The following is a 23,594-nucleotide window of genomic DNA, read 5'->3' as shown; positions in this document are numbered from 1 at the left end:
TTATTCTTCTACCACTTTTTTATGCCGTATTTATATTTCGGATAGGTCTAATACTAATATTATATTTACCAAGTTGCGTAACTAATTGGCGATCGCCTGCACTCAAAATTTGACGCAGAGTTTCTATATCTGTTTCTGTATGGGTTCCCCTGGCAATGCGGTCAATAATGGTGTTAATGTCGTTAGAATCCGCCATCTTTCATAAGTTTTTAGTTTTATATTACACAATTCAATACCTAAAATACTTAAGATTTTCTTGAGCTTTTTGGGATTAAAAAGCTGATATTAATGGGTTTTACCTCATATTCTGATGGATATTAGAAATATCTTCCTATTAGCTTTCGCCTGCTAGCAAAATATTCTTGTATTGAAAAAAATCTACTTGTGAGCCAAGAAATATTTAGGAATCGTGGTATCTACCTTTGTAGATTGTGTTAATGCTTGCCAAATGCTGATTTAGTAAAAATGGAAGTTTTAACAAAGAAGGCGGCACAAATGAACGATGAGCTAACCCCGCCAAACCCAGAACAGACAAATACTTTATTATCTGAGGATAGACTTAGAGAACGTGATTGGTGAATCTTTGAAACCTTTTAAGAAAAAATAATGGTTTCTTTCATCCATAGTGGGCGAGCGCTCACCATTGATAGAATTATGAGTTAGATTGCTTGTAAAATTTGTGTCATTAATTACCGTCTCCTATTCGCAAGCCATTAGCTTGACCAATGTTGATGTTATATTTTCCACGCTGATTTACATTCTGGATGATTTGGTTATTAGTACCTTGTTTATTAAAAGCCCCGGGTTCAGGTTCAATCTCTGGTTCACCTTCAAATGGTAATCCTTTCGGCTCAGTATCGCCGCCTGCATAGTATGCCAGGATGAAGTTATCAGCTTGCTCAAAGTTTAAAATGGGATGCTGACGATCGCGTGTTCTTCTAGGTACGACCTCACGAGCATACATTGCTAAATCTGCAACCCGCACATAACCATCTTTTTTTGAGGCTCCTTTACCTGCTAATGCCTCAATCAATGCCAGCGTAAATGCACTATAAGGTCTACCTGCAAGGGATTTTTCATCAGCTTGGGAGGAGGCGATTGCTACTCGTCCTTTCCCTTCATTAAACAAAGCTTGAGCCTCTGGGGGAAGCGGCGATTTTTCAGCTTCATAGCCCAATTTTGATGTATCTCCTAATCCACCAGCATGGCAACAATCCAGTAATACCAACAGCTTTTTAGCAGAAATGGCCTGTAGCTTAGTGATGAACTCCGTACCGCTAATCGCAGTTTTATGTAATTTGGTTTGGTCATAGCCAAAAGGCATTAAGTAATATGCCTCTCCCATCGGACTAGCTACCTGATACCCATGCCCAGAAAAATAGACAATTACTGTAGAGTCAGGCGTAGTTGATTGAGCTAGTTGGTCTAAAGCTGCAATAACTCCCTCTCGGTTTGCCTGTTCCTTGGTCAATAAATGGACCTGCTCAGGTTGATAAGCGCAGCGTTCCGAGTCTTTAAGGATATTGGCAAGACCGATAGCATCATCTACGGTGTTGGGTAAGTCACCGCCAACTCCAACAATACAGGCATGACCTTGGCTAAAGAGTTCGTTCACTTTTGGTTAGGTGTCAGATAATATAGCTATAATTTAACACCTATCTTAGGTATGAAAATTCCTCACATTAGTATCCTGAAATCCTTATTTTTAACACTCTTTATTTTGATTGAATCTCCAGCCTTTGCTCAAGCAGAGGTTGTAATTAACCCCAGAGCAATTACAGTTAACGGAACTAGAGGAGAGAGCATAACCCGCACAGTTACACTGCGTACTAATGAGAAAATAAACAATCTGAAAATAGTTACTTCTGACTTACTGAGTGCCGATAATAACTCTATTTTACCAGCAGAGGCGATTAAACTTACTTCATCACCAACTCAAGTTATTCCTCAAGAACTGATTAGCTTACCAGTCAAATTTAACTTGCAAGCGGCTTCTAGTGGGGAGTTTACAGGTGAAATTGTACTCACCTATGAGGCTGGTGAAAAAACCATTCCAGTTATCATCAGGCTCAAAGACCCATGGCCCTTACCCCTGATCGCGTTACTGTTCGGCATCATCATTGGCATGGCAGTTTCTGCATACAGTAGTCAAGGCAAGTTAAGTGATGAGGTTACAGTTAACTTAGAGAATTTGCGTATCCAGATTGACTCAGATAAGGTAGAGGCACGCTCATTTTGGTCACGAGCAGATATGTATCTTACTGTCGCTAAACAAGCACGCGATGCCAAACAAATTACTGACGCTCAAACAGCTCTTAATAATGCGAAAGAGGTTTGGAATAAGTGGATATATCAACGCTCTAATTGGTATATCCAGTTTGGTTACTATGATAGGCTCCGTAACCGTCTTAATCAAGATGACCTCAGAGATACATCTGCTCTTTATATTCAAGCCCTAGATCGGGATTTAGAACAATATTTGCAGAATTCTCCTGTTCTTTCAACGCCATCTGAGTTACAACAACTTCTAGATAAACTATCCCAAAAAATTAATACTTATCTTCAACTTAAAACGCAGTTAGAAAAGCTGAAAGACTTGATATCTGTTTTGGATCAGCCAGAACAACGTTATGAATGGGAAGATAAAGCATCTGAATTAACGCAGCGATTGTATATGTTGTTTCCCTCTCAAGAAACTGAAATTCAGACATTACAAACTGACATTAATACAAGCATTGAAAAATTGAGAGGGTTAGGCGCTCAGGTTTCTGAAGTATTCAAAAGTGTTGATGGTAGTCCTGAAGTAGGTTTAGTGATCCAAGCCCCATCTGTATGGAACAAAGACTCTTTACAAGTTCCATTTTTGGTCAAGAGATGGAGAGCGGTCGCCAGCTTATGGCAAACTGCCAATGGACGTTTAAGGCTATTTTATCTCTCCAGTTATTTGATTTCTTTTACTGTTTTTGCGGGTAGTGGTTTTAATCAGTTGTATTGGACTAAACCAACCTTTGGAGCCAATGGATGGGGTGATTATTTTGCTTTATTAGCATTGGGATTTGGTGCAGAGGCTACTCGAAATGTTGTCACACAAGTAGCCCGTAAAGCAGATGAATCAACTTCATAGCTTTATCAGAATAAATTGCTCGGCATTTGCTGGTTATGGCAAAATTTTGTGTAACAAGTATATTTAAAGTTGTTTAACAAAAAATAGCTAAAAAATGCGAAAAAGCCTAAAATTTTCTCAACTCAATAAGTAAGGAAAAGTGTGGATAATCGCGATCACTTAGGTAATATTATTGACCGCATCCTTAACGGAAGTCAGACTGAGGAGGATATTGCCCAACTGCGGCGATCGCTGAACATGGCTGACGGTGTTTTGCAGTTAGTATCCCAAGATGGCAAGTTTAATACGAATATTGGGCAGATAACTGGCGGAGATATTCACCTGGGCGATCGTATTTACCAGGGTGCTGATGCCGAAGCTATCAAGGAAATTTTACGAGAAGCTTTAAAGACACTTCAGCCCAATACCAAACTGACTGGAATTCCTGAGAACTTACCCCGTAGTGGCGTAGTAGAGTTTGTCGGGCGGGAGCAAGAACTGGAAACCCTACACCAGCAGCTACAAGAGAATACACGGGTGGCAGTGTGTGCGATCGCAGGTATGGGGGGCATTGGTAAAACGGAACTGGCGCTGCAATATGCTTTGATACGCAAGCAAACCTACCAAGGCGGTATCTGCTGGTTGCGGGGGAAAGGATTGAATGTAGGCACTCAAATTGTACAATTTGGACAATCACGACTCCAGCTTCACCCGCCTGAAGACTTAGACTTAACTGGTCAAGTAGGATTTTGCTGGACGCATTGGGCAGCAGGTGAGGTGTTGGTAATATTCGATGATGTAACAGACTATGAAATCATCAAACCTTATTTCCCTCCTGCTGAACCTCGATTCAAAGTAATGATTACAACCCGCTTACGGTTAGGTAAATCCGTCAAGCAGTTAGAGATTGAAGTACTAAGTGAATCAGCAGCCCTAGCATTATTAGAATCGTTAGTGGGAACAGAACGCATCCAGCGCGAACTAGATAATGCCAAAAAACTTTGTGCTTGGTTGGGATACTTACCTCTGGGATTGGAGTTGGTAGGACGCTATCTTGACCGTAAAACTGACCTGTCTCTGAGTGATATGCAGCAACGGTTGGAGAAGAAGAGATTGGATGAGCGATCGCTCTCTAAACCTGATGCCGACATGACCGCATCTTTGGGAGTTGCTGCTGCTTTTGAACTAAGTTGGGAGGTACTTGATCAGCCAACAAAACAGTTAGGTTGTTTACTTAGCTTGTTTGCCCTCGCTCCCATTCCCTGGTCGTTAGTCGAGCCATGTTTGCCAGAGCAAGACCAAGAAGACCTGGAAGAACTGCGGGATGACAACCTGCTTAACCTGAACCTCATCCAACGCAAAGGCGTAGCCATTTATCAACTGCATCAACTGATTCGAGAATTCTTCCAGGCAAAGCAACATAGCATCACTAACTCTGACCAACTCAAACGGCAATTCTGTCAAGCAATGGTAGCTGTTGCCCAAAAAATTCCAGAAAATCCCACTCGTAACCTGCTTTTAGAACTAGCACCTGTGATGCCCCATGTAGCGGAAGCTGCCACAACATTAAATTGCTACTTAACTGATACAGATGCACTCAAACCGTTTGAAGCTCTAGGTCGGTTTTACGAGGGACAGAGTTTTTATCAACAAGCCGCAGACTGGTACGACAGGTGTCGTAGCCTAAGTGAGCAACGCTTCGGTAGCGAACATCTTGATGTTGCAACGAGTATTAACTATCTGGCATATATTTACAGGTTGCAAGGTCGTTACGTAGAAGCTGAACTGCTGTGTCAACAAGTACTGATGATCAGACAACGTTTGCTAGGTGCAGAAGCTCCTCAAATAGCTGACAGTCTTAATCAACTAGCAATGCTTTACTTCCTTCAGGCAAAATACGATGATGCAGAGGCTTTATACAAGCAAGCATTAGAAATGAGGCAACGCTTGTTAGGCTCTGAACATCCAGATGTAGCAGAATATTTAAATAACTTAGGATTTCTCTACCTTGCTCAAGAACGCTACAGCGAAGCAGAACCACTATTTAAACAAGCAATTATCTTTTATAAAGATACAACAGAAAAAATTTATTTGGCTATAACTTTGAATAACTTGGCACGGCTTTACGATGCCCAAGAACGCTACACTGAAGCAGAAATTTTGTACTTACAAGCACTAGAACTTTTCAAACAACTATTAGGAGAAGAACACCCTGATGTAGCAAACTGCCTTAATAATCTAGCATTCATCTATGCCCAGCAAGGTTATCAATTAAAGGCAGAAACTACTTACAATCAAGCATTAGAGATACGTCGAAAGCTTTTGGGAAATGAGCATCCTGATGTAGCAGTTAGTTTGAATGATTTAGCAAAATTCTACACTTCTTTGAAACGTTATGCCCAAGCTGAACCACTTTATTTGCAAGCCTTAGCAATCCTTGAGGAAAAACTCGGTAAAGAGCATCCATTTACAGTCAGACTGTACCAAAATCTATCTGAACTAAGGGATGCAGCCAAGACTATTTAATTATAATAGGATGTGATTTTATGCGTTTACGAACTTTTATCCTGTTTTCCTTACTTACTGCTGCTTTTACTGGATTGTTGTTTTATTATTTTCAAAATAAACTAGTTTATGGTCAAAAAAAATCTGGGCAATTTCCTAATACAAATCTTAGTATAACTCCACCAAATCTTCCTAAAACCCCAAGTATTTGTATAATTGAAAACATTGGGCAAGATAAATCTCCTAATTTAATTAACAGTGAAAAACTTACTCTTGAACAGGCAGACAGACTTTTGCTAGAGGGAACTCAATCTACTGAAGCATATAAATATGATAACGCCTTAAGAAGTTTTGAGACAGCTCTGAAAGTTTACCAAAAAGAGAAAGATTTTGAAAAACAAGCAATTACTCTTGGTAGGATAGGAAATGTTTACTATCAAACAGCAGATTACAAAAAAGCGATTAATTGCCATAATAAACGTAAAACAATTGCTGATATAAAAATAATTAATAAAAAAGAAGAGGTAGCTGCTTTAAGTAGCTTGGGTAATGCTTACTATGCAATGGGTAATTACTCAAAAGCTCGTATTTACTACAGCAGAAGTTTAAAATTTGCTCAAGATAAAAATATCCTGATGGATCAGGATAATCGAAAGCGAGCGGAGGCGATCGCTCTAGCGGGCCTGGGAAGTGTCGCCCACAGTATAGGTAACTATACAAAAGCAATAAAACTTCATGAAGATCGTTTGAATATTGTTGATGAAGCTCTTAATAATAATCAAAACTTAACTGAAGAAAACCAAAAAGAGTTTATTAAATTAAAAGCATCAGTTTTAGGTAGTTTGGGTAATGCCTATCACAATCAAGGGAATTATACAAAGGCAATTGAATATTATGAAGCTCATTTAAAAACTGCTATAAATGCTAAAAATAAACGAGAAGAGGCGATTGCTTTAGGGGAATTAGGAAGTGCTTCCCACAGTAGTTGGGTGCGTAATAATTTCATAAGGAAAGATGATTTAGAGCAGGCAATAAAATATTATAAAGATCGTTTGAGCATTGCTGAAGAAATTGGAGATCGTCGTTTAGTCGCATCTACTTACGGTGGTTTAGGTAACATTTACTATTCAACAGGTAATCTTGAAAAAGCTAATCTTGAAAAGTCCCATAAAGATTATAATGAAGTTATTAAATATACCAATAATTATTTAAGTACTTCAACAGATATTGAAGATAGACCTGGCATGGGCAATGCTTTAAATATATTAGGAGTAACTTATTTTCAGATTAGTAATATCCTTAAAAACCAGGAAAAAACACTGAAAGAAACTGGCAGAATTACAGAAGCAGAACAAAAGTTTGCTGAAGCTCAAGAAAATCTAGATAAAGCCATAAAAAGTTTGAAGGAGGCGATAAGTGTAAGGGAATACCTCCGAAAGAGGTTAACTGAAACAGAAAAAATATTGATATTTGATACTCAACAAACCGCTTATCTTAATCTCCAACAAGTTTACGTTAGTAAAGGCGAGTATGACCTTGCATTAGAGATTGCAGAAACAGGAAGGGCGAAAGCTTTTGTAGATGTTTTGGCAAAGCAATTGAATATGAATAGAGAAATATCTCCTAATTTTAAGATTCAAGATATCAAAAGAATTGCTCAAGAACAGCAAGCTACTTTAGTAATATACTCAAACATATTAGAAAAAGATTCTATTACTAATGACAGTGAAAAATTTTATATTTGGGTAGTTAGACCTAACCAAGAAAAAGTAAGTTTTGAACAAGTTGATTTAAAATCTACGAAAATCTGGAAAGAAAGTTTATCTAAAATTAGACAGAGGTTACAGAACTTAGGAGGAAATGATAGGCCAGTTGGCATTTTAGTAGGATCAATTCCTCGTGCTTATATTCGTGGTACTAAAAAAGATATAAGTTCAGGTAATGAACCTTATAAAAAGGATATAGAAGAACTTTTAGCAGCTAATTATGAACTTTTGATTAAACCGAATAATCAGAATATTTTATCAATAGAAGATAAGAAAGTTATCTTTATTCCTCAAGGATCTTTATTCGAGATTCCGTTTGCTGCACTCTACGATATTAAAGAAAAACAATACTTGATTGAAAAACATACTATTTTGACTTCTCCCTCAGTTCAGGTCTTGGATATGCTCCACAAACGCCAGCAAAAGCGTGAGTTACATAATAAACCTTTACAAAACAAAGACTGGTTAATTTTGGGTTTAGAAAATGCAAAGCCAAACAAATTCTGTTCGCAAGATGTAACTTTAAATAAACTACCAGGAGCAGAGCAAGAAGCAAAAGATATTGCTTATGTGTTGTTCCAAGGAAAAGCAATTGAGGATAAAACAGAAACTGCTGTTAGGAAAAAGATGCTTCAGGCACGGATGATTCATCTCGCAACTCACGGCTTACTAGATAATTGTAAGGAAGATGCAGAGGTTCCAGGAGCGATCGCTTTGGATGCCTCTGAGAATGATGACGGTTGGCTTACTGCTAGTGAAATTTCACAAATGGAGTTACAAGCGGAGCTAATTGTTCTAAGCGCTTGCGATACTGCGCTAGGAAAACTGACAGGAGATGGTGTAATTGGTCTGTCTCGTTCTGCACTTGCTGCCGGTTCTTCCAGCGCGATCGTTTCCTTATGGAAGGTAGAGGATTATTCAACAGCCTTCTTGATGAAAGAGTTTTATACACAACTGAAGGAGCAGCAATCTAAGTTAGGAAAATTAGACAAAGCAGAAGCTTTGCGTCAGGCAATGTTGAAGACAAAAAACTATGTCGATAAGAATACAAAAAAGAAGATTTACTCTGAGCCTTATCAGTGGTCTGCCTTTACCCTAGTTGGTGAGCCTACAACACAGTTAGAGAAGCGTTAGTGATGACTATCGCAGATGAACTTCAAGCTATGCTTACTCGCATCGTCAAATTAGTACTAGACAAATACAGATAATATAGTGTTGCAGCAATGGTTCAGTGGTGGTCAAATTCTTTCTCAAAAAGGTAAATATGCAGTCAACTTAGGACAGGGGCATGAAATTTATATTGGCATCGCATCTACCAAAAGTCCATCACAGAAAGCTTCAAGAAAGTTTTGCTGAAGCAGTTTTCGATGCTGTAATTACAATCTAGTTACATCAAATTAAGTATTAAATGATACATAACGAACATCTCAAGCAAGTTCTGAATCGGGTTGAAAAGGGACAGCAAACCGATGAAGATATAACATTTTTACGTCAGCTACTTCTGGCTGGCGATCGCCAGGTTGTACAGCAACTAGGTAAGTACAATGTCAATATTGGTGAAGGGAAAGAGATACACATAGGCGATCGCATTTATCAACAGTGGGATAAACAAGCTATCCAAGCTTTAGTTAAAGCTATCCAAAAAGTAAATTGGCGATGTGTGTCCAATTTAACAGAGAACGATTATACTCAATCTACCGGAGTTAGCATTATAGATAAATTAGCCAAAACGTTTACTGATTTTTCTCAAAAAAATGTGATGCGTTATGGATTAAAGTTAGCTTTTAGTCCTAATCATAATCAAGAATATTTTGTTAGTGCTGTATATCAAGTTATCAAGCATTGGAAAATAGATACATGGGAAATACTACAAGAGATTCCCATCCCAAATCATTTAGATATGTTTACTTCTATAATAATTAGTCCAAATGCCCAATTAATTGCCGCTTGCACACAGTATCAAATACAAATTTGGCGTTTAGGCGAAAAAACCGTCCTTCATACCTTGAGTAAAACTATTTTTAGCAATTTTTTCGATGTTTTCGGTTTTGACTCAATCACCTTTAGTCCAGATGGCAAAATTTTAGCCGCTAATGATAACCAGGATATTAAATTGTGGGATGTAGAAAGCGGCAAAGAAATCGCCAAATTATCTAGTCATTTGGATAAAGTAACCTGTATTACTTTTAACCCAACAAATGGACGAATTCTGGCTAGTTGTAGTTACGATAAAACTATCAAACTATGGGATATAGATAGTAAAAGATGTTTAGGTACACTTTCAGCACATAGAGACGCTGTTTATACGCTAGCATTTAGCCCAGATGGAGAAATACTTGCTAGTGGCAGTAATGATAATACCATTAAACTTTGGCATCTGAATACTGGAGAAATACCTCAAACTCTGCGACACCATTCAGATGCCGTTACTTGTCTTGTATTTAGTCCAGACGGTAAAACTTTAGTCAGTGGAAGTAATGATGAAACAATTGTAGAGTGGAAAATTACTGAAAACGAATTACAAGTTTTTCCTGAACGACATCGCAGAGGTATTACATCTATCGCATTTAGTCCTGATGGAGAAACACTAATTAGTGGAGGAAGAGATCAGACGATTAAAGTTTGGAGACAATAAAATCAGGCAATGCTGACAACAGCGAGAAAAGAAAGCCACTTAGCTGCGATCGTCATCTAAACCTAGATAAAAATTTCCTGCTTGAACCATAATCAAAATGACCACCCCTGAAGAATTAAACGTCATAATTGATCGCATAGTTAAACATCAGCAAACTGAGACTGATATAACAGTCCTGCGGCAATGGCTCAGTGGTGGTGGTCAGATTGTCTCTCAGCACGGGAAATATGCAGTCAACCTGGGACAAGGGCAAGAAATTCACATAGGCGATCGCACTTACGTTACTTGGAATGATGAAGCCACTCAAACCCTGATTGAGTTTGTTCAAAAGCAACACCCAAAGCCGATTGGAATTCCTGAAAATCTTCCCCGCAGTGGTGTAGTGGAGTTTGTGGGTCGGGATAACATCATGTCGAAACTCTATCAGATGTTGCAACAGGGTCATCGCGTTGCCGTCTCTGCGATCACTGGCATGGGCGGTGTCGGTAAGACGGAACTAGCGTTGCAATATGCCCTGAAATATCAGCCGACCTATCTAGCGGGGATCTGTTGGCTCTCAGTAAGAGGTGTGGATGTGGGGACTCAGATTGTGCAGTTTGGGCGATCGCTCCTCGGACTTAATCCACCCGTAGACGTTGAATTGATAGAGCAGGTGAGGTTTTGCTGGCGACACTGGCAATCTGGCGAAGTGCTGCTGGTGTTCGATGATGTCACCGACTACGCCGCTATTAAACCCTACTTACCGCCTTCAACTGCCCCTCGCTTCAAGGTGCTAATTACTACGCGTCTGCGATTAGGTGCGTCCGTCAACCAATTGGAACTGGAGGTGCTGGATGAATCAGCGGCACTGGCGCTATTGGAGTTACTGGTGGGCAGCGATCGGATTCAATTGGAGCGAGACTGCGCCCAGCAGCTTTGCGCTCAGTTGGGCTACTTACCGTTGGGACTGGAATTGGTGGGGCGGTATCTCGATCGTAAATCCGACCTATCGTTGGCAGAAATGTTGGAACGGTTGCAGGACAAGCGATTAGTGGCACGGGCATTGTGTCAAACGGAGGATGATATGACGGCACGATTAGGGGTGGCGGCAGCGTTTGATCTGAGTTGGGAAACCTTATCGGAAAGTGCCAAACTGCTAGGCTATCTGAGCAGTCTGTTTGCGGCTGCCCCGATTCCTTGGTCGCTGCTAGACGAATGTTTGAACAACCAAGACTCGGAGACTTTGGAAGAGATTCGAGATAGTGAGTTGCTCAATCTGCACCTGCTGCAACAAACATCCCCCGGAACCTATCGTTTGCATCCCTTAATTCGCGATTTCTTTCAGACGAAATCAGATCCTCGGCTTTTAGAAAAGTCTGAGGAGTTAAACCTTGATACGCTGAAGCAAAAATTTTGGCAGGTGATGGCAGCAGTGGCTCAGGAAATTACCCGAAGTTCCACTTCCCAGCAGATTTTAACTGTTTCCCCCATCATTATCCCTCATTTAGAAGCCGCTAGTAGGCTAGAAAACTGGCAGTTGAGTGAGGATCAATTAATGAGTATTATACCTTACAGGAAAAAGAATTCTTGGATAACCTCAATATTCGATCATCCCTCACGCTATGTACTTGAGCCTTACATGGGCTTAGGTCAATTCTATGAAGGTCAGGGTGCCTATGCCAAGGCAGAACCCTGGTATACCCAATGCCTCTGGATAGCCCAAACCCGATTGGCTGCCAACCATCCCAGTCTAGCAACAAGTTTGCACAATTTGGCAAAACTTTATCGTGAACAGGGACACCTCGGGGAAGCAGAATTGCTATTTGAGCAATCGTTAGCAGTTAAGGAAAATCAGTTAAGTGCCGACCATCCTCAATTAGCAGCCAGTCTTAACAGTCTGGTATTTCTTTATAGGAGTCAAGAACGCCACAGCGAGGCAACATCGCTCTTTTGGCAATCGAGAGCAATTGAAATCTGCCTCGACAACTTGGGAGTACTTTATGTTAAACAGGGACGCTACACTGAGGCAGAACCGCTCTTGCAGCAATCGCTGGCAATTCGAGAACATCTGTATGGCACTGACGATCCCAATGTAGCAGTTAGTCTCCACAATCTGGGAAAACTGTATCGCGATCAGGGACGCTACATTGAGGCGGAACCGCTTTATCAGCAAGCACTGGCAATCGAGGAGAAGAACTTAGGAGCCGACCATCTCAATGTAGCATTAAGCCTCCATAATCTCGCAGAACTCTATCGTGACCAGGAACGTTACAGCGAAGCAGAACAACTCTTTCAGCGATCGCTAGAAATTAAGGAAAAGAACTTAGAAGCCGACCATCCCCATGTAGCTGTCAGTCTCAGCGGTCTGGGAACCCTATATCGCTTACAAGGATGCTACAGCGAAGCAGAACCACGCTTGCAAAGGGCATTAGACATTTGGAAAGGAAATTTAGGGGAGACTCACCCTTTAGTAGGCAGAGGTTTAGACAACTTAGCAATGCTGCGCGCGGCGCAAGGTCATGATGGGGTTGCAGAAGAGTTATATTTAAAAGCATTGGAAATTCTGGAACTAGGGTTGGGATCTAAGCATCCCTGGACGCTCAGATGTCGGGAGAATTTAGAACAGTTCCAAAATCGGTCAAACTAGATGGTCAGCTTTCTGAAAAAGCTGAAGGTTTGACGGGAGCAAGCTTAAAGCCCGATTGAATGCGATCGCTTCACAGAGAATTTGTTGGGGAAGTAGCCCATATCCGTCAATCAATTCCTGTGTGAGTATGCCTGTTTGGTGGTCTTCTTGCCCAGAGTGACGCACACAATTCGCGGTTAAAATAATCATTTATTATCCGCCAGACCTAAAGGCAAGTAACAAATTTTGCTTTCTTTTAGCCAGATGTGGAGGCGATCGCTCTTTGCTGATTTTGCTTAACCCGCTTAAAGACAGCATTTCATTGACAAAAACGAATATATTCTTAAAACTGCAAGATATTGAGAAAAATAGGCAGTTTTGCCAATTTGGCATCTAATCTGATAAGTGATATTGCATTCTAGATGTTCTCTAACTTGCATTCCCACAGCATATGCAAGCAATGGGGGTACCGAATTTCCGATTTCTCTTTGGGCGTGGAGTATTGCCTCACTAAAATTAAACCAATCAGGATAACTGTGTAAGCGAGCAGCTTCTCTTACAGATATAACCCGTGGCTGTTCTGGATGAAGGGGACGTAATGCGGTGCGGTTGCCACTCCCCGCTCTTAACGTCACGCAAAATCCATCCCATTGCAGCTTTTTTGATTTGGATTTAGCTTCTCTCGCACCTGGGGGAGTGTTGATAAATTGCTGAATTACTTCTGGTGCGTGTGTTGTCGCTGCGAATCCCGTCCCAATGTTGCTTAATATACCAAGCTTTGGGAATATTTTTTCAAGATACTTGGCATATTCTCCCTTCACCCAATCTGGATGCCATTCTTGAGTGTTTTGCTTGGGGAGTAGGGGGACTGGCAACAAGTCCGCGATCGCATCTCTAACTGTATGTTGAGGTTGATGCTTTGGCGGTATAATTTCTCCAAACTTAGATGCAACAAAAAACACCCTTTTTCTAGCTTGCGGAACCCCGTAATCTGAAGCGTTCAAGTTCCATTTGCTAAGGAAATAATGTTCTTCTAGCACTGCTTGGAGGTTAGCAGTAATGCTGCCAAACTTCTGATTCTCAATCCCCGGCACATTCTCCATGATTGCCGCAAGGGGATTGAGTTCCAACACCAGCCGTACAAACTCTCCCACCAACGAGTTTCTCTCATCTTCAACATTTTGCAGTCCGGCAACGCTAAATCCTTGGCATGGTGGGCCACCAAAAACTGCATGAATTTCCCCGTCCCAATCTACATACTTCGCTTGAATACAGGCGCGTATTTCTTCCCCCGTCACCTCCCGAATGTCTTTGCACAAGACTGTGGCGTGGGGGAAATTATGTTGGTATGTTGCTAAGGCGATGGGATTATTATCAATGGCGATCGCGATTTCAAATCCTGCTGCATTAAATCCCAAGTCAAATCCACCCACCCCGGAGAATAGGCTAACAGCTATTTTTTTGTTTGTTGCTGTTGAGTTCATTGAGATTCTAATTAATGTTAACTTCTTGCACTTGGCTTTAAAGACATATCAATTACAATCGGAGTTCTGCCTGACTTTCAAATCTGCCAACCATCTGTCTAACCGACTATTACTAACTGTTTCTTCTATTAATGGGTAATCTGTAGTGAAGACTTTATACAGCCCTCCTGACTCCATCTCATAAAAATTGACAATCAACCCTTCACGCTTGGCATTACTAAGCTTTTTGATTGCCTCTGGAAGCATCTGCCATACAGATTTCCTTTCCGAATCCGAGAGGATCTTCCAAGCTTCTTCCTTAGCTTGTTGATATTGCCATAGCCCCCGGCGCACTGAGGAATAATCTGAAGCTTTCCGTAATATGTCTGCGAGGACTTCTGCATCATTTACTGGGACTTCATTTGTACCGAACATCCCAGCCAATGTACTTTCTACTGCCTGAATCTCATCTTCTTCAAAGTCAATGTTTGACTCTTCAGGTTCTTCCAGGTATTCTTCGCAGTCATATTCTTCTGTATCCCTTTGCCACAAGGTTTCAAGTTCTCGCTGCATTACCTCAAGGTTTGTTGGGTTGACGACACTTTCATCGTTGGCAGGAATCAATTCTTCTATGGTGTCAGTGAGTTGTTCACAAGGGATTAGTTCTTCAAAGGAGCCGATTTCATTCTTGGCTATCTCAGCTTGATGCTTTTCATATAAATCAGCGATCGCCTTTCTGACAATTCGCTGCGGTGACAATCCCAATTCCTCTATTAACTTCTCGGTAAACACCCCTGTTTGGTAGTCATCCTCCATAATTTTGCCGAAGGTGTAATATCTATTTCCATCTGGTGTTGCTCGCCAGTTGCCATCTTTTCTTTCTTGATTCATGGCTTTGAGAAACAATCTTCTTTCTTCAATCAGTTCTAACACTAATCCACAAGTCAATCCACCAATAGGAATATCTTTCAATTCATTAATTAGGATTTTGTAGTTTACAGAACATAACCGAAGTAATACCGATATTGGTAAAACCGCTAAGTGTTCCGGGCAACTGATAAATGCTTGAAAATTCTCGGCAATTCGGAGCGATCGCCTTTCCTCAGTACTGCCCTTATCCCAACCGTACTCTTCTAACAGTGCGCGATATTCTTTTTTGGTGTAGGTCTGCTTGTACTCGTAGAGTAGGAAAGCCGTATGGAGGTACTCTAGGGTACTTTGCTCTATGTGGGTGGTAGGATTGGAGTCTACCTGATGCTGCTCGACGTATGAATTATTTGCAAAAGTTGTTGTAGTCATGATATTGTATGCGCGGTCTTAATCTCTAAGACCAAGTTTCCTAATTCGACTAGTTAAATAAGTCAGGCCGCTTTTTCCCAATTTTCTGATGATGATTTGGAGATAGCAGCCAAGGCATAGCCCAAGGTGTGTTTATGAATTTTGGGCATTTTGTGAAACGACATATCCTGACCCCAATCTTGGACTGACTTGGTGCCAATATGTAATACTTGCGTGAGAGTTTTGACACAAGTTGCGCGAAAATTGGCGTGAGACACGGTTTGTAGTACTTGTTGTTCAGTTAACCCTTGAAGGAGTATTTTTTCTAGAAACGTTTGAGCATCTACTTCCGGTGCGCTATATTCTCCTCTCAAGATGCTCTTTAGCTGCTTTGGCACGATTTCGGCGGCATGAATGTAAGCAAGTGAAACTTTGCAGTAGTTGGGCATCCCGTCAAAGTTGAGGTCACTTCCCCACTTGCGAACTGTTGGTCTTTGTACACCTAAGACTGCACATAGTACAGTGATACATTTTTTGCGGTATTGTGAGTCGGTTTCTTCTTCGAGCAGTTCTCTGGGACTAAGTTCGGCGATATCAAAACAGTGGCGTAGAAATTGTCTGGGTTCTAAGCCTTCTTTGGGTAAGTTTTTGAAGATTTCGCAGTATTTCATATTGGACTCGTGCAGAAATTTTGATTGAAACAGGTGTTTTTCTGCCATCTCAACTTTTTTGTGCTTTTGATTGAAGAATACCAAATCAACTAATTGTGTATGTGTTTTATTTACATTTTGTAATTTTTTGGCAGTGCATAATTATTTTTACACTGCTAAATAGTTACGTTTATTAACGATTTAGCATACAAAGGCTTCAAATATGCTTTGTGGTTCCGATAGACTGAAGTAACATGAGTAAACAACAGCCCGAACAAAACCCGAAGCTACCTCCGAAGCGTGGTCGTCCTGTAGATGCAGAGAAAGACCGCGTGACAGTTCATATTAGTGTTGAAATGCGAGGTCAAATTGAGAAGCTAATACCTGACATGGGTAAAAGCTTGTCAATGGTAGTTAGGAACTTGGTGAATTTAGGTTTAGAGCTTGTTGGTTTATCTCAAAAGGGACTTACTGCTCCTCGGTCAGGTAATTTAGAGGAGTGGCTTGCAAGTTATACGTCTTTGGGAACTGAGCTGCTTATTGCTTGTGAAACTCTAAATTTGTCAGCTCCAAAATCAGGACAAATAGCTATTTGGCTTTTAGACAAAATGGCTTTTGGGTCAAATGACCCTCAAATTATTAATGATGAAGAAGATACTGGTACAAAGCTTTTAGAAAGAATTCGTTTAGGAAAGAAACTGCAAACTTTTAGCTTTGAACAAGGGATAGAATTACCTCAAAATGAGGAATTTGCTACTTGGTTGGGGCAGTTATATGTTAATGCTGCTATTGGACAAGAACTTTCAGATGCTTGTCAGACGCTGGATTTGCAGTTACCAGAGACAGGAAAACTACAGGAGTGGTTGCAGGATTTGGTGGTGTGTTCGCGTAGCGTCTCCGCAGTAGAATCACAATTATCAAACGAGTTATTAGAAGAATGCGATCGACTGGGGATAGAGCCGCCAAAACCTGGTGAGGTTGTAGCGTGGCTACAAAATACCCGCCCTGCGGTATTTGAGCAGTCAATGCACGAACATAGGTTACCTTTTACAGATGATGGTTTGCCTTTAGGGGGGTCGCAACCTTTTTTGGAGCATTTACTTACACTAAATGCACCGCCAACTGAAGATGAGGAGTATGACATTGCTCATAGGTTTGGTGTAGACCCAGCTCATCTTAAGGATTTGATATCCCGCATGAGGTTTGACAAGAACGGACAGACCAATAATTGTCATTAATTTGCTGAGGGCATAAATGCATGGATGCCATTGAAGATTCCTCAACGTTGTGGACTTTACTATGCAAGCCTGGATGGGAAATTAAACCCAATCCAGTAAAGCATCTACTCAAAATTAAAGCTCCTGACTACCAGGAGGCATTAATGCTTTATACCAACTATCGGAAATTTCTAGCAATGTGGGCGGCATCCCTCGATTGTACCTGTGCTTTGATAGGAATTCAGGGGATGCGTGGATCTGCATTCAAAATTCTTGCAGCAACGCCAGCATCGCAGCAGAAGTTATACGAAGACTTGATTTTTGCGAGCTTACGAAAGTCGGTTAGTTGTGATTCAGAAAGACTAGTTAATCGGGAATTTGAGAATGTTATCAGCAAGTATTCAGGGTTTTACATTGCTGAAACTTGTTTACACCCTGAGCTTAGACCAATTGTTGATGAAATATTCTCAAACCCAGACAAGAAACTTGCTTTAACGCGAATGTCTGACAATTTGCAATTAATCGTGTCCGCATCAGCAGCGCGGGCGATGAGTTCTGACTCACAAGATGTGGTGCGTCGCCGAACGACTGATTTTTGGCACGCTAGAGACTACGAATGTTTTTTGCGGATGTTCAAGCAAGATGGGGGAGCGGGGTTTGAAATTACTTACCAAGCAACAACCAATCTCCCAAAAATTAATCCTTTGGCACCGTGGGCGCGGTTTACTACAAGCTATCGGTTTTTTGAAATTGATGTTGGCGATCGCACAGAAGTGTACCGTTTGGGCGAAGGTAAAGATATCACCCTAATCAGTCGTCCCAGGGTTGTTTCATAGTATAGCGAGGTTTTATGGCAGTAAGATTCCTAGAAAACAAGGGCAGTGGCAATATCTTAGAAATTAGTCGAGCTAGGCTTTTAGAACTTACCCCCAATGTTTATCCCCTCACTTGGGAAGCGATTCTTTCAGGTAATGGTGATAGTGCAGCTATCTTGGGTGCAGGTTTTGCCGAACGTGAAGTTTTTTTTGGTTTTGAGGGAGTTGACTTGACGCACTACCAACTTCCGACAATCGACTGTTACGACATTGCTATTAATCCGCCAGAAAAGTTTTTAGCTTTACGCAGCCAATACCCAAACCTACAGTTAAATTATTTTTGCGATCGCAATCTAGCAGAACTAGAATTGACAAAACTTTATGCTCCTAACAGCCTGCGGCTAGTTTCGGTTCATGGAGTATTAGATTACTTACAACCACATACGGTTACAAAAACATTACTTGATATCGTGAAGGTGCAGCCAGAGGCAATATCGATACGGTTATTTTTAATTGGCAATCCGTGGTCGCGTAATTTTGCGAGTATAGAGCAACTAGCGATGGAATTAAATTCAATAGAAATTACTACAAATGGCTTAGTCGAGTCGATTGATTTTGATATATTTTGTCGTACAGGTGTTGTGCAATTAAATATTTTAGACCAGGATAAAATTGAACATAATTTGTTACCAAGTTACGGCGCGTCTCATGTAATGCCTGATAAATTAGTTGGTTATTTAAATAGTCAAGGATATCAGCTTGTTGCAACTGATGTGTACTCACTTTCAAGTCAAGATTTGCAAGGGGATGAGTCGCAGGATCACAATAGTAATAAAGATGTATCTTTAGATAATCCACATGGAATGCTGTTATTTTTCAATAAATAAAATATTTATTTGAATCGAGTTAATCAATGAAGGTAAACCCCTACACGAGGACAATTTATGAAATAATGTTGGTAATTAATATTGGCGACTGAGGTTAAATAATTGATTCTGGTGAAGCGTAAGAGCTTACCTTCCACTGTATAGTCTTAGACGTTTGGGTAACTCCTCATGGTAAACCGTGACGAACTGCTGAGTGAACTTCAGAGTTGGGTCAAAACTAATGATGGGCGATCGCTTATCATTCAATTTGTTGAGCAGCGTGGAAAATATAACATCAACTTAGGGGAGGGATCTGAAATTTCGGTTGGGGATACGCTCCATCAGCTAGAGACAGATTTGCTGGCTGAGATTCGGGATTTACTACTGCGTTCTCAACTGCCTTCTCCATCTCTAGAAATCAATTGGCAGGAGGTCAGCCGAAGATTACTGGAAGAAAGGCTTCAGATCACAACAAACCCAATGACCAGTGGTGAGGATATTGCCTATCACGTTGAGCAGGTGTTTGTCCCTCTGGGATTAGTAGAACGGAAGAAGGTGCCACGCCGGAAACACGATGTCTTGCCAGAGCAGGGTTCGGAACTCTATCGAGAGGGCAGGGAAAAGGAGAGATTGCGTCGAGACTCTGAGCTAGTGGAGGAAGTAGAAGTCACTCAGCAATTTGAACACGAGGAATTTCTAAAGCAAGTTCTGCAACAGGGGCAGAGTCCAAAGAGTCAAGGAAAAAGGATTGCGATTATTGGTGAGCCAGGGGCAGGAAAAACAACTTTACTACAGCACATTGCCCAATGGATATCGACGCAATTTCCAGAATCAATTGTTATCTGGATATCGCTAGCAGACTTACAGGGCGACACGCTGGAAACCTATTTGGAGAAACGGTGGCTGCAACGAGTTATTCGTGAAGCAGCAGAAGCAGAAGTCTCTGCGACGGATAAACAGCACTTTGCGGCTCAGTTTAAACGGGGACAGGTTTGGTTGCTGCTGGATGGCTTGGATGAGATGCAGTTTGCTGGCAATTCTCTAAGTGAAATCCAACGTCAAATTCGAGAGGGGGGATGGCTGCAACAGGCACGCCTGATCCTAACCTGTCGATTAAATTTATGGGATGGCAATCGTAATTCATTAGCTGGTTTTGACACTTACCGTAGCTTAGATTTTTCGTACCCAGTGCAGGTAGAGCAATTCATTAAAAAATGGTTTGCACCAAGAGAAAAGGGAGATTTAGGGCAGGTGTTGTGTGCTGCGCTGAAGGAAGCAGGAAGGGAGCGCATTCGAGATTTGGTGAAGAATCCGTTACGGTTAACCTTGCTATGTTTCAGTTGGTATTTGAAACAGGGACAATTACCGCAAACTCAGGCAGAACTGTATCAAAGATTTGTGGATCGAATTTATGAGTGGAAGCAGGAGCAGTTTCCTACGACACCCATGCAACGGGAATGCCTGAATCAAGTGTTGGCAGAACTATCTCGACAGGCGATAGATAATGCAGATGACCGCCAACAAAGTCGGTTTCGACTGCATCAAAATTTTGTACACCATTATTTGAATAGACCGCTTCCAGAAGGAAAAGAAACACTACTTGACTTAGCTCTGAAAATTGGCTGGCTAAATCAGGTCGGTATGGACGCAGATGATCCAGAACAAAAAGTTTATGCTTTCTACCACCCAACCTTTGAAGAATATTTTGCTGCACTCAGCATTAATGATGGGCTGTTTTTCCTCAATCACATTCTCAAAAATCCGATGGCAAGGGAAGCTAGCTATCGGATTTTTGAACCGCAGTGGAGACAGGTATTTTTACTGTGGTTAGGACGTAATAATGACACGCTGAAGCCAAAGAAGGAAGCATTAATTCAGTCCTTGATAACCTTTAAAGATAACTGTGGCGGATTTTATAGCGACCGAGCTTTTCTTCTGGCAGCAGTGGGGATTGCAGAGTATAAGGATTGCCCCTTTTCTGATGAGATTATCAACCAATTGATGCATTGGAGATTTGGCAATTCTAATTGGCTGAAACAAAAGTTGGCTATTCTTATTAATCCTGCAAAAGTAAAAGTGAGAAAAGACTATGCTGCATTGACCTTCAGCAGCACAGATTCTCAAAAGGTAATTCGGGCATTAATGCCTCTGTTGAAGCCTGCTTTCAGCAGCACAATTTTCCAACAAGTAATTCGGAGACTTAGACAAGAATTAGAACAAATACAAGACTTGGATATTTGTCAAGATGCAGCTGAAAGATTGGGCGAAATCGACCCAGGCAATGAAGCTGCGGTTCGGACACTGGTGCATCTAGTAGAAACAAATTGGAATAATAGATATTATGCCACCTGTAAGACGGCAGCTGAGAGCTTAGGCAAAATCGGTATCGATAATGAGATAGCAATTCAAGCACTAGTGCGGGTGATAGAAATGGCTCAGATGGCAGCAATAGAAGTTATTCAGAAGAATACAGCATTTTTTGAGCCTATAGACTCAATTATCGAACAGATAGACTACAAATTATTTTTTGTAAAGTCAGTGCTACGAGGTTTTAAAACAATAATTAATGCTTTTAGACCATCCGACTATAGATTCGGAGATACCATTGTGAGCGCAGTCCAGAGCCTAGGTAAAATTGTTACAGGCAATGAGACTGCAATTCGCTCGCTGGTGTGGGTGATGGAAGCGACTCCAGAAAAATATATCCGTTGGCAAGCAGTCGAGAGCCTGGGCAAAATTGGTATAGGTAATGAAATAGCAGTTCAAGCACTGGCAAGGGTAATAAAAACGACTCAAGATAAAAATACTTCTTATCTAGTAGCTAAAAGCTTGGGTAAAATAGGTACGGGTAATGAGACTGCAATTCAGGCACTAATGCGGTTAATGGAAACGACTGAAGATGAAAATATCCGTTGGCATGCAGTCGAAAGTTTAACGAAAATCAGTACGAGTAATGAAACAGCAATTCGGGCGCTAGTGCGAATAATAGAAACGACTCAAGATGAAAATATTCGTTGGTACGCAGCTGATATCTTGGGCAAAATTGGTACGGGTAACGCAACCGCAATTTGGGCATTAGTAAAGTTGCTAGAAGCAACTGAGGATGAAAATATCCGTTTGCAAGCAGCCGAAAGCTTGAGCAAAATTGGCATGGACAAAGCAACTGCGATTCAGGCATTAGTAAAGTTGTTAGAAGCAACTGAGGATGAAAATATCCTTTGGAAAGCAGCCTATGCATTGAGCAAAATCGACCCAGGTAATGAAACCGCAATTCGGATACTGGCGGAGATAGTTGAAACAACTCAATACTATTACACTTGTCAAGGTGCAGCTTATGGATTGGGCAAAATCGACCCAGGCAATGAAACCGCGATTCGCGCACTGATGTGGGTAGTAGAAGCAACTCAGAATGAATTTGAGACCATCCGAAGGGTGGCAGCCTGGAATTTGGGCAAAATCGATCCAGGCAACGAAATCGCGATTCGCGCACTGGCGGAGATAGTAGAAACAACTCAAGATGAAAATAACCGATGGTTGGCAGTCGAAGGTTTGTACGAGATCGCCCCAGGCAATGAGACGCTAATTCGTGCACTGATGCAGGTAGTGGAAACTACTGAGGATTACCATACTACTCTAGAAACACCCTATCAAAGAGCAGTCCATATCTTGAACGACATCGGTAGCGGAAATGAAACGGCAATTCTCGAATTGGTGCAGGTACTGGAAACCACTCGGCATTTGGGTGTTCGTCAGAGAGCAATGGAGAACTTGGGCAAAATCAGTACGGGCAATGAGACGGCAATCCATGCACTATTGCGGGTGCTGAAAAGCACTCAGGATAAAGATACTTGCAGAAGGGCAGCAGAGAATTTGAGCAAAATTGGTGTTGGTAATAAGACGACGATTCGAGTGCTGGTGCGATCTCTCCGCCGTCGTAACTTACGCATAAGCGAAACCTATCAACTTATGATGAAATGTGCAGAGACAGCTCCCTACGAAGATTTTCATCAAGCATTTAAATCATTCCCATGGCCATTTTGGATTTGTATAACCTTAAACATGGCAATGGATTTGTGGCAACAGTTTTTCATATTAGTTATAGTAGTGGGTTGGCTCTATCGGACATTTTATGGAACCTAATACTAAAAACTTGTTGCTTGACAGTTTTAAAAGCTTACAGTAAAGGGCTTTCGTGATTTTCATGTGCATTATTTGATAATAATGTCAGTGGCTTAACCATAAAATCTACGAAAGAACCAATAAATTTAATAATGTCTGTAACTGGTGAAATATCCAGAAACTGATTATTTGGAATGTGTTGAAGCTGTTTATCCATAAAACTTTATCTTGTAGTTTAACGAAGCAGGTACTAGGCGTATTTAAATATCTATTTAGTATTTATGTACTAAAATATAGGGTTCAATTACTTGTTGATAACATCGCCAATATGAATTCATTTAGCTTTCTGAATGTTGGTTATGTACTTTGTTTACCGATAGTCAGCCAGGTGGTTCTGGACAGCTTGGTTGCCGACACGGATAATGGCGGCGTAATCGATTGGTTTGTTGTTGGTCACAAATTTGCATTTTTGCTACCAATGGCTTATTTCCTACTTGTAAGTATATACTTAATAAGTACAGGACTTACGCAACTGGCACAGGGCGATCGCAAATTGGTAGTACCAATGTATT

At 41.1% G+C, this 23,594-nt stretch carries 17 protein-coding genes and 1 pseudogene; 11 read left to right on the top strand and 7 right to left on the bottom strand.

Annotated elements, in window-relative coordinates:
• Nucleotides 1-19: 19 nt before the first annotated feature.
• Together RMY63_RS37510 and RMY63_RS37505 are read right to left on the bottom strand one after the other, a co-directional pair.
• Nucleotides 20-196 carry a hypothetical protein gene (locus RMY63_RS37510; RefSeq protein ID WP_322733539.1) on the bottom strand — a complete coding sequence of 59 codons (177 nt, stop codon included), beginning with the start codon at nucleotides 194-196 and terminating at the stop codon, nucleotides 20-22.
• A 489-nt stretch (nucleotides 197-685) separates the two neighbouring features.
• A complete protein-coding gene (locus RMY63_RS37505; protein ID WP_322733538.1) occupies nucleotides 686-1,615 on the bottom strand; it encodes a caspase family protein in 930 nt (309 codons plus the stop codon).
• A 51-nt stretch (nucleotides 1,616-1,666) separates the two neighbouring features.
• Here RMY63_RS37505 and RMY63_RS37500 point away from each other — a divergent pair, with 51 nt between their 5' ends.
• From RMY63_RS37500 to RMY63_RS37475, 6 genes and pseudogenes are all read left to right on the top strand, one after another.
• The gene (locus tag RMY63_RS37500) at nucleotides 1,667-3,124 is read left to right on the top strand and encodes a hypothetical protein (RefSeq protein ID WP_322733537.1); all 1,458 of its coding nucleotides are present in this window, start codon (nucleotides 1,667-1,669) and stop codon (nucleotides 3,122-3,124) included.
• Between the two features lie 141 nt (nucleotides 3,125-3,265).
• Entirely contained in the window at nucleotides 3,266-5,629 is a 2,364-nt protein-coding gene (locus RMY63_RS37495; protein WP_322733536.1) for a tetratricopeptide repeat protein, read from the top strand.
• 20 nt (nucleotides 5,630-5,649) lie between these two features.
• Nucleotides 5,650-8,508: a CHAT domain-containing tetratricopeptide repeat protein gene (locus RMY63_RS37490; RefSeq protein ID WP_322733535.1), complete on the top strand. Its 2,859-nt coding sequence runs from the start codon at nucleotides 5,650-5,652 to the stop codon at nucleotides 8,506-8,508.
• Between the two features lie 72 nt (nucleotides 8,509-8,580).
• A pseudogene (locus RMY63_RS37485) lies at nucleotides 8,581-8,730 on the top strand (hypothetical protein); the annotation flags it as partial.
• A gap of 52 nt (nucleotides 8,731-8,782) precedes the next feature.
• The gene (locus tag RMY63_RS37480; protein WP_322733534.1) at nucleotides 8,783-10,009 is read left to right on the top strand and encodes a hypothetical protein; all 1,227 of its coding nucleotides are present in this window, start codon (nucleotides 8,783-8,785) and stop codon (nucleotides 10,007-10,009) included.
• A gap of 97 nt (nucleotides 10,010-10,106) precedes the next feature.
• A complete protein-coding gene (locus tag RMY63_RS37475) occupies nucleotides 10,107-12,635 on the top strand; it encodes a tetratricopeptide repeat protein (RefSeq protein WP_322733533.1) in 2,529 nt (842 codons plus the stop codon).
• Here the strand turns inward: RMY63_RS37475 and RMY63_RS37470 are convergent.
• From RMY63_RS37470 to RMY63_RS37455, 4 genes are all read right to left on the bottom strand, one after another.
• A complete protein-coding gene (locus RMY63_RS37470) occupies nucleotides 12,627-12,824 on the bottom strand; it encodes a hypothetical protein (RefSeq protein ID WP_322733532.1) in 198 nt (65 codons plus the stop codon). The two genes, RMY63_RS37475 and RMY63_RS37470, sit on opposite strands and share 9 nt — an antisense overlap.
• Before the next feature lie 95 nt (nucleotides 12,825-12,919).
• The gene (locus RMY63_RS37465) at nucleotides 12,920-14,098 is read right to left on the bottom strand and encodes a DNA cytosine methyltransferase (protein WP_322733531.1); all 1,179 of its coding nucleotides are present in this window, start codon (nucleotides 14,096-14,098) and stop codon (nucleotides 12,920-12,922) included.
• Nucleotides 14,099-14,146: 48 nt separating this feature from the next.
• Nucleotides 14,147-15,376 carry a hypothetical protein gene (locus tag RMY63_RS37460; protein ID WP_322733530.1) on the bottom strand — a complete coding sequence of 410 codons (1,230 nt, stop codon included), beginning with the start codon at nucleotides 15,374-15,376 and terminating at the stop codon, nucleotides 14,147-14,149.
• A 62-nt stretch (nucleotides 15,377-15,438) separates the two neighbouring features.
• On the bottom strand, nucleotides 15,439-16,026 hold the full coding sequence (locus tag RMY63_RS37455) for a hypothetical protein (RefSeq protein WP_322733529.1): 588 nt from the start codon (nucleotides 16,024-16,026) through the stop codon (nucleotides 15,439-15,441).
• Nucleotides 16,027-16,259: 233 nt separating this feature from the next.
• Between RMY63_RS37455 and RMY63_RS37450 the strand changes: the two genes are divergently transcribed.
• From RMY63_RS37450 to RMY63_RS37435, 4 genes are all read left to right on the top strand, one after another.
• On the top strand, nucleotides 16,260-17,243 hold the full coding sequence (locus tag RMY63_RS37450) for a hypothetical protein (RefSeq protein WP_322733528.1): 984 nt from the start codon (nucleotides 16,260-16,262) through the stop codon (nucleotides 17,241-17,243).
• Nucleotides 17,244-17,263: 20 nt separating this feature from the next.
• Nucleotides 17,264-18,058, top strand: a complete 795-nt coding sequence (locus RMY63_RS37445; protein ID WP_322733527.1) for a hypothetical protein — start codon at nucleotides 17,264-17,266, stop codon at nucleotides 18,056-18,058.
• A 14-nt stretch (nucleotides 18,059-18,072) separates the two neighbouring features.
• Nucleotides 18,073-18,924: a hypothetical protein gene (locus tag RMY63_RS37440; RefSeq protein ID WP_322733526.1), complete on the top strand. Its 852-nt coding sequence runs from the start codon at nucleotides 18,073-18,075 to the stop codon at nucleotides 18,922-18,924.
• 168 nt (nucleotides 18,925-19,092) lie between these two features.
• A complete protein-coding gene (locus tag RMY63_RS37435) occupies nucleotides 19,093-23,043 on the top strand; it encodes a HEAT repeat domain-containing protein (RefSeq protein WP_322733525.1) in 3,951 nt (1,316 codons plus the stop codon).
• 34 nt (nucleotides 23,044-23,077) lie between these two features.
• Here the strand turns inward: RMY63_RS37435 and RMY63_RS37430 are convergent, their stop codons facing one another.
• The gene (locus tag RMY63_RS37430; protein WP_322733524.1) at nucleotides 23,078-23,239 is read right to left on the bottom strand and encodes a hypothetical protein; all 162 of its coding nucleotides are present in this window, start codon (nucleotides 23,237-23,239) and stop codon (nucleotides 23,078-23,080) included.
• Between the two features lie 111 nt (nucleotides 23,240-23,350).
• Here RMY63_RS37430 and RMY63_RS37425 point away from each other — a divergent pair.
• A partial coding sequence (locus tag RMY63_RS37425; RefSeq protein WP_322733523.1) for a hypothetical protein occupies nucleotides 23,351-23,594 on the top strand: 244 nt, incomplete at its 3' end.

The sequence above is a fragment of the Nostoc sp. ChiQUE01b genome (genome assembly GCF_034531255.1).
GTDB lineage: Bacteria > Cyanobacteriota > Cyanobacteriia > Cyanobacteriales > Nostocaceae > Nostoc.
This window is presented reverse-complemented; position numbering and strand designations above follow the sequence as displayed.

Coding starts and splice junctions, on each gene's coding strand:
- RMY63_RS37510 (WP_322733539.1), bottom strand. CDS start 196: ATGGCGGATTCTAACGACATTAACACCATTATTGACCGCATTGCCAGG.
- RMY63_RS37500 (WP_322733537.1), top strand. CDS start 1,667: ATGAAAATTCCTCACATTAGTATCCTGAAATCCTTATTTTTAACACTC.
- RMY63_RS37490 (WP_322733535.1), top strand. CDS start 5,650: ATGCGTTTACGAACTTTTATCCTGTTTTCCTTACTTACTGCTGCTTTT.
- RMY63_RS37480 (WP_322733534.1), top strand. CDS start 8,783: ATGATACATAACGAACATCTCAAGCAAGTTCTGAATCGGGTTGAAAAG.
- RMY63_RS37475 (WP_322733533.1), top strand. CDS start 10,107: ATGACCACCCCTGAAGAATTAAACGTCATAATTGATCGCATAGTTAAA.
- RMY63_RS37470 (WP_322733532.1), bottom strand. CDS start 12,824: ATGATTATTTTAACCGCGAATTGTGTGCGTCACTCTGGGCAAGAAGAC.
- RMY63_RS37465 (WP_322733531.1), bottom strand. CDS start 14,098: ATGAACTCAACAGCAACAAACAAAAAAATAGCTGTTAGCCTATTCTCC.
- RMY63_RS37460 (WP_322733530.1), bottom strand. CDS start 15,376: ATGACTACAACAACTTTTGCAAATAATTCATACGTCGAGCAGCATCAG.
- RMY63_RS37455 (WP_322733529.1), bottom strand. CDS start 16,026: ATGAAATACTGCGAAATCTTCAAAAACTTACCCAAAGAAGGCTTAGAA.
- RMY63_RS37450 (WP_322733528.1), top strand. CDS start 16,260: ATGAGTAAACAACAGCCCGAACAAAACCCGAAGCTACCTCCGAAGCGT.
- RMY63_RS37445 (WP_322733527.1), top strand. CDS start 17,264: ATGGATGCCATTGAAGATTCCTCAACGTTGTGGACTTTACTATGCAAG.
- RMY63_RS37440 (WP_322733526.1), top strand. CDS start 18,073: ATGGCAGTAAGATTCCTAGAAAACAAGGGCAGTGGCAATATCTTAGAA.
- RMY63_RS37435 (WP_322733525.1), top strand. CDS start 19,093: ATGGTAAACCGTGACGAACTGCTGAGTGAACTTCAGAGTTGGGTCAAA.
- RMY63_RS37430 (WP_322733524.1), bottom strand. CDS start 23,239: ATGGATAAACAGCTTCAACACATTCCAAATAATCAGTTTCTGGATATT.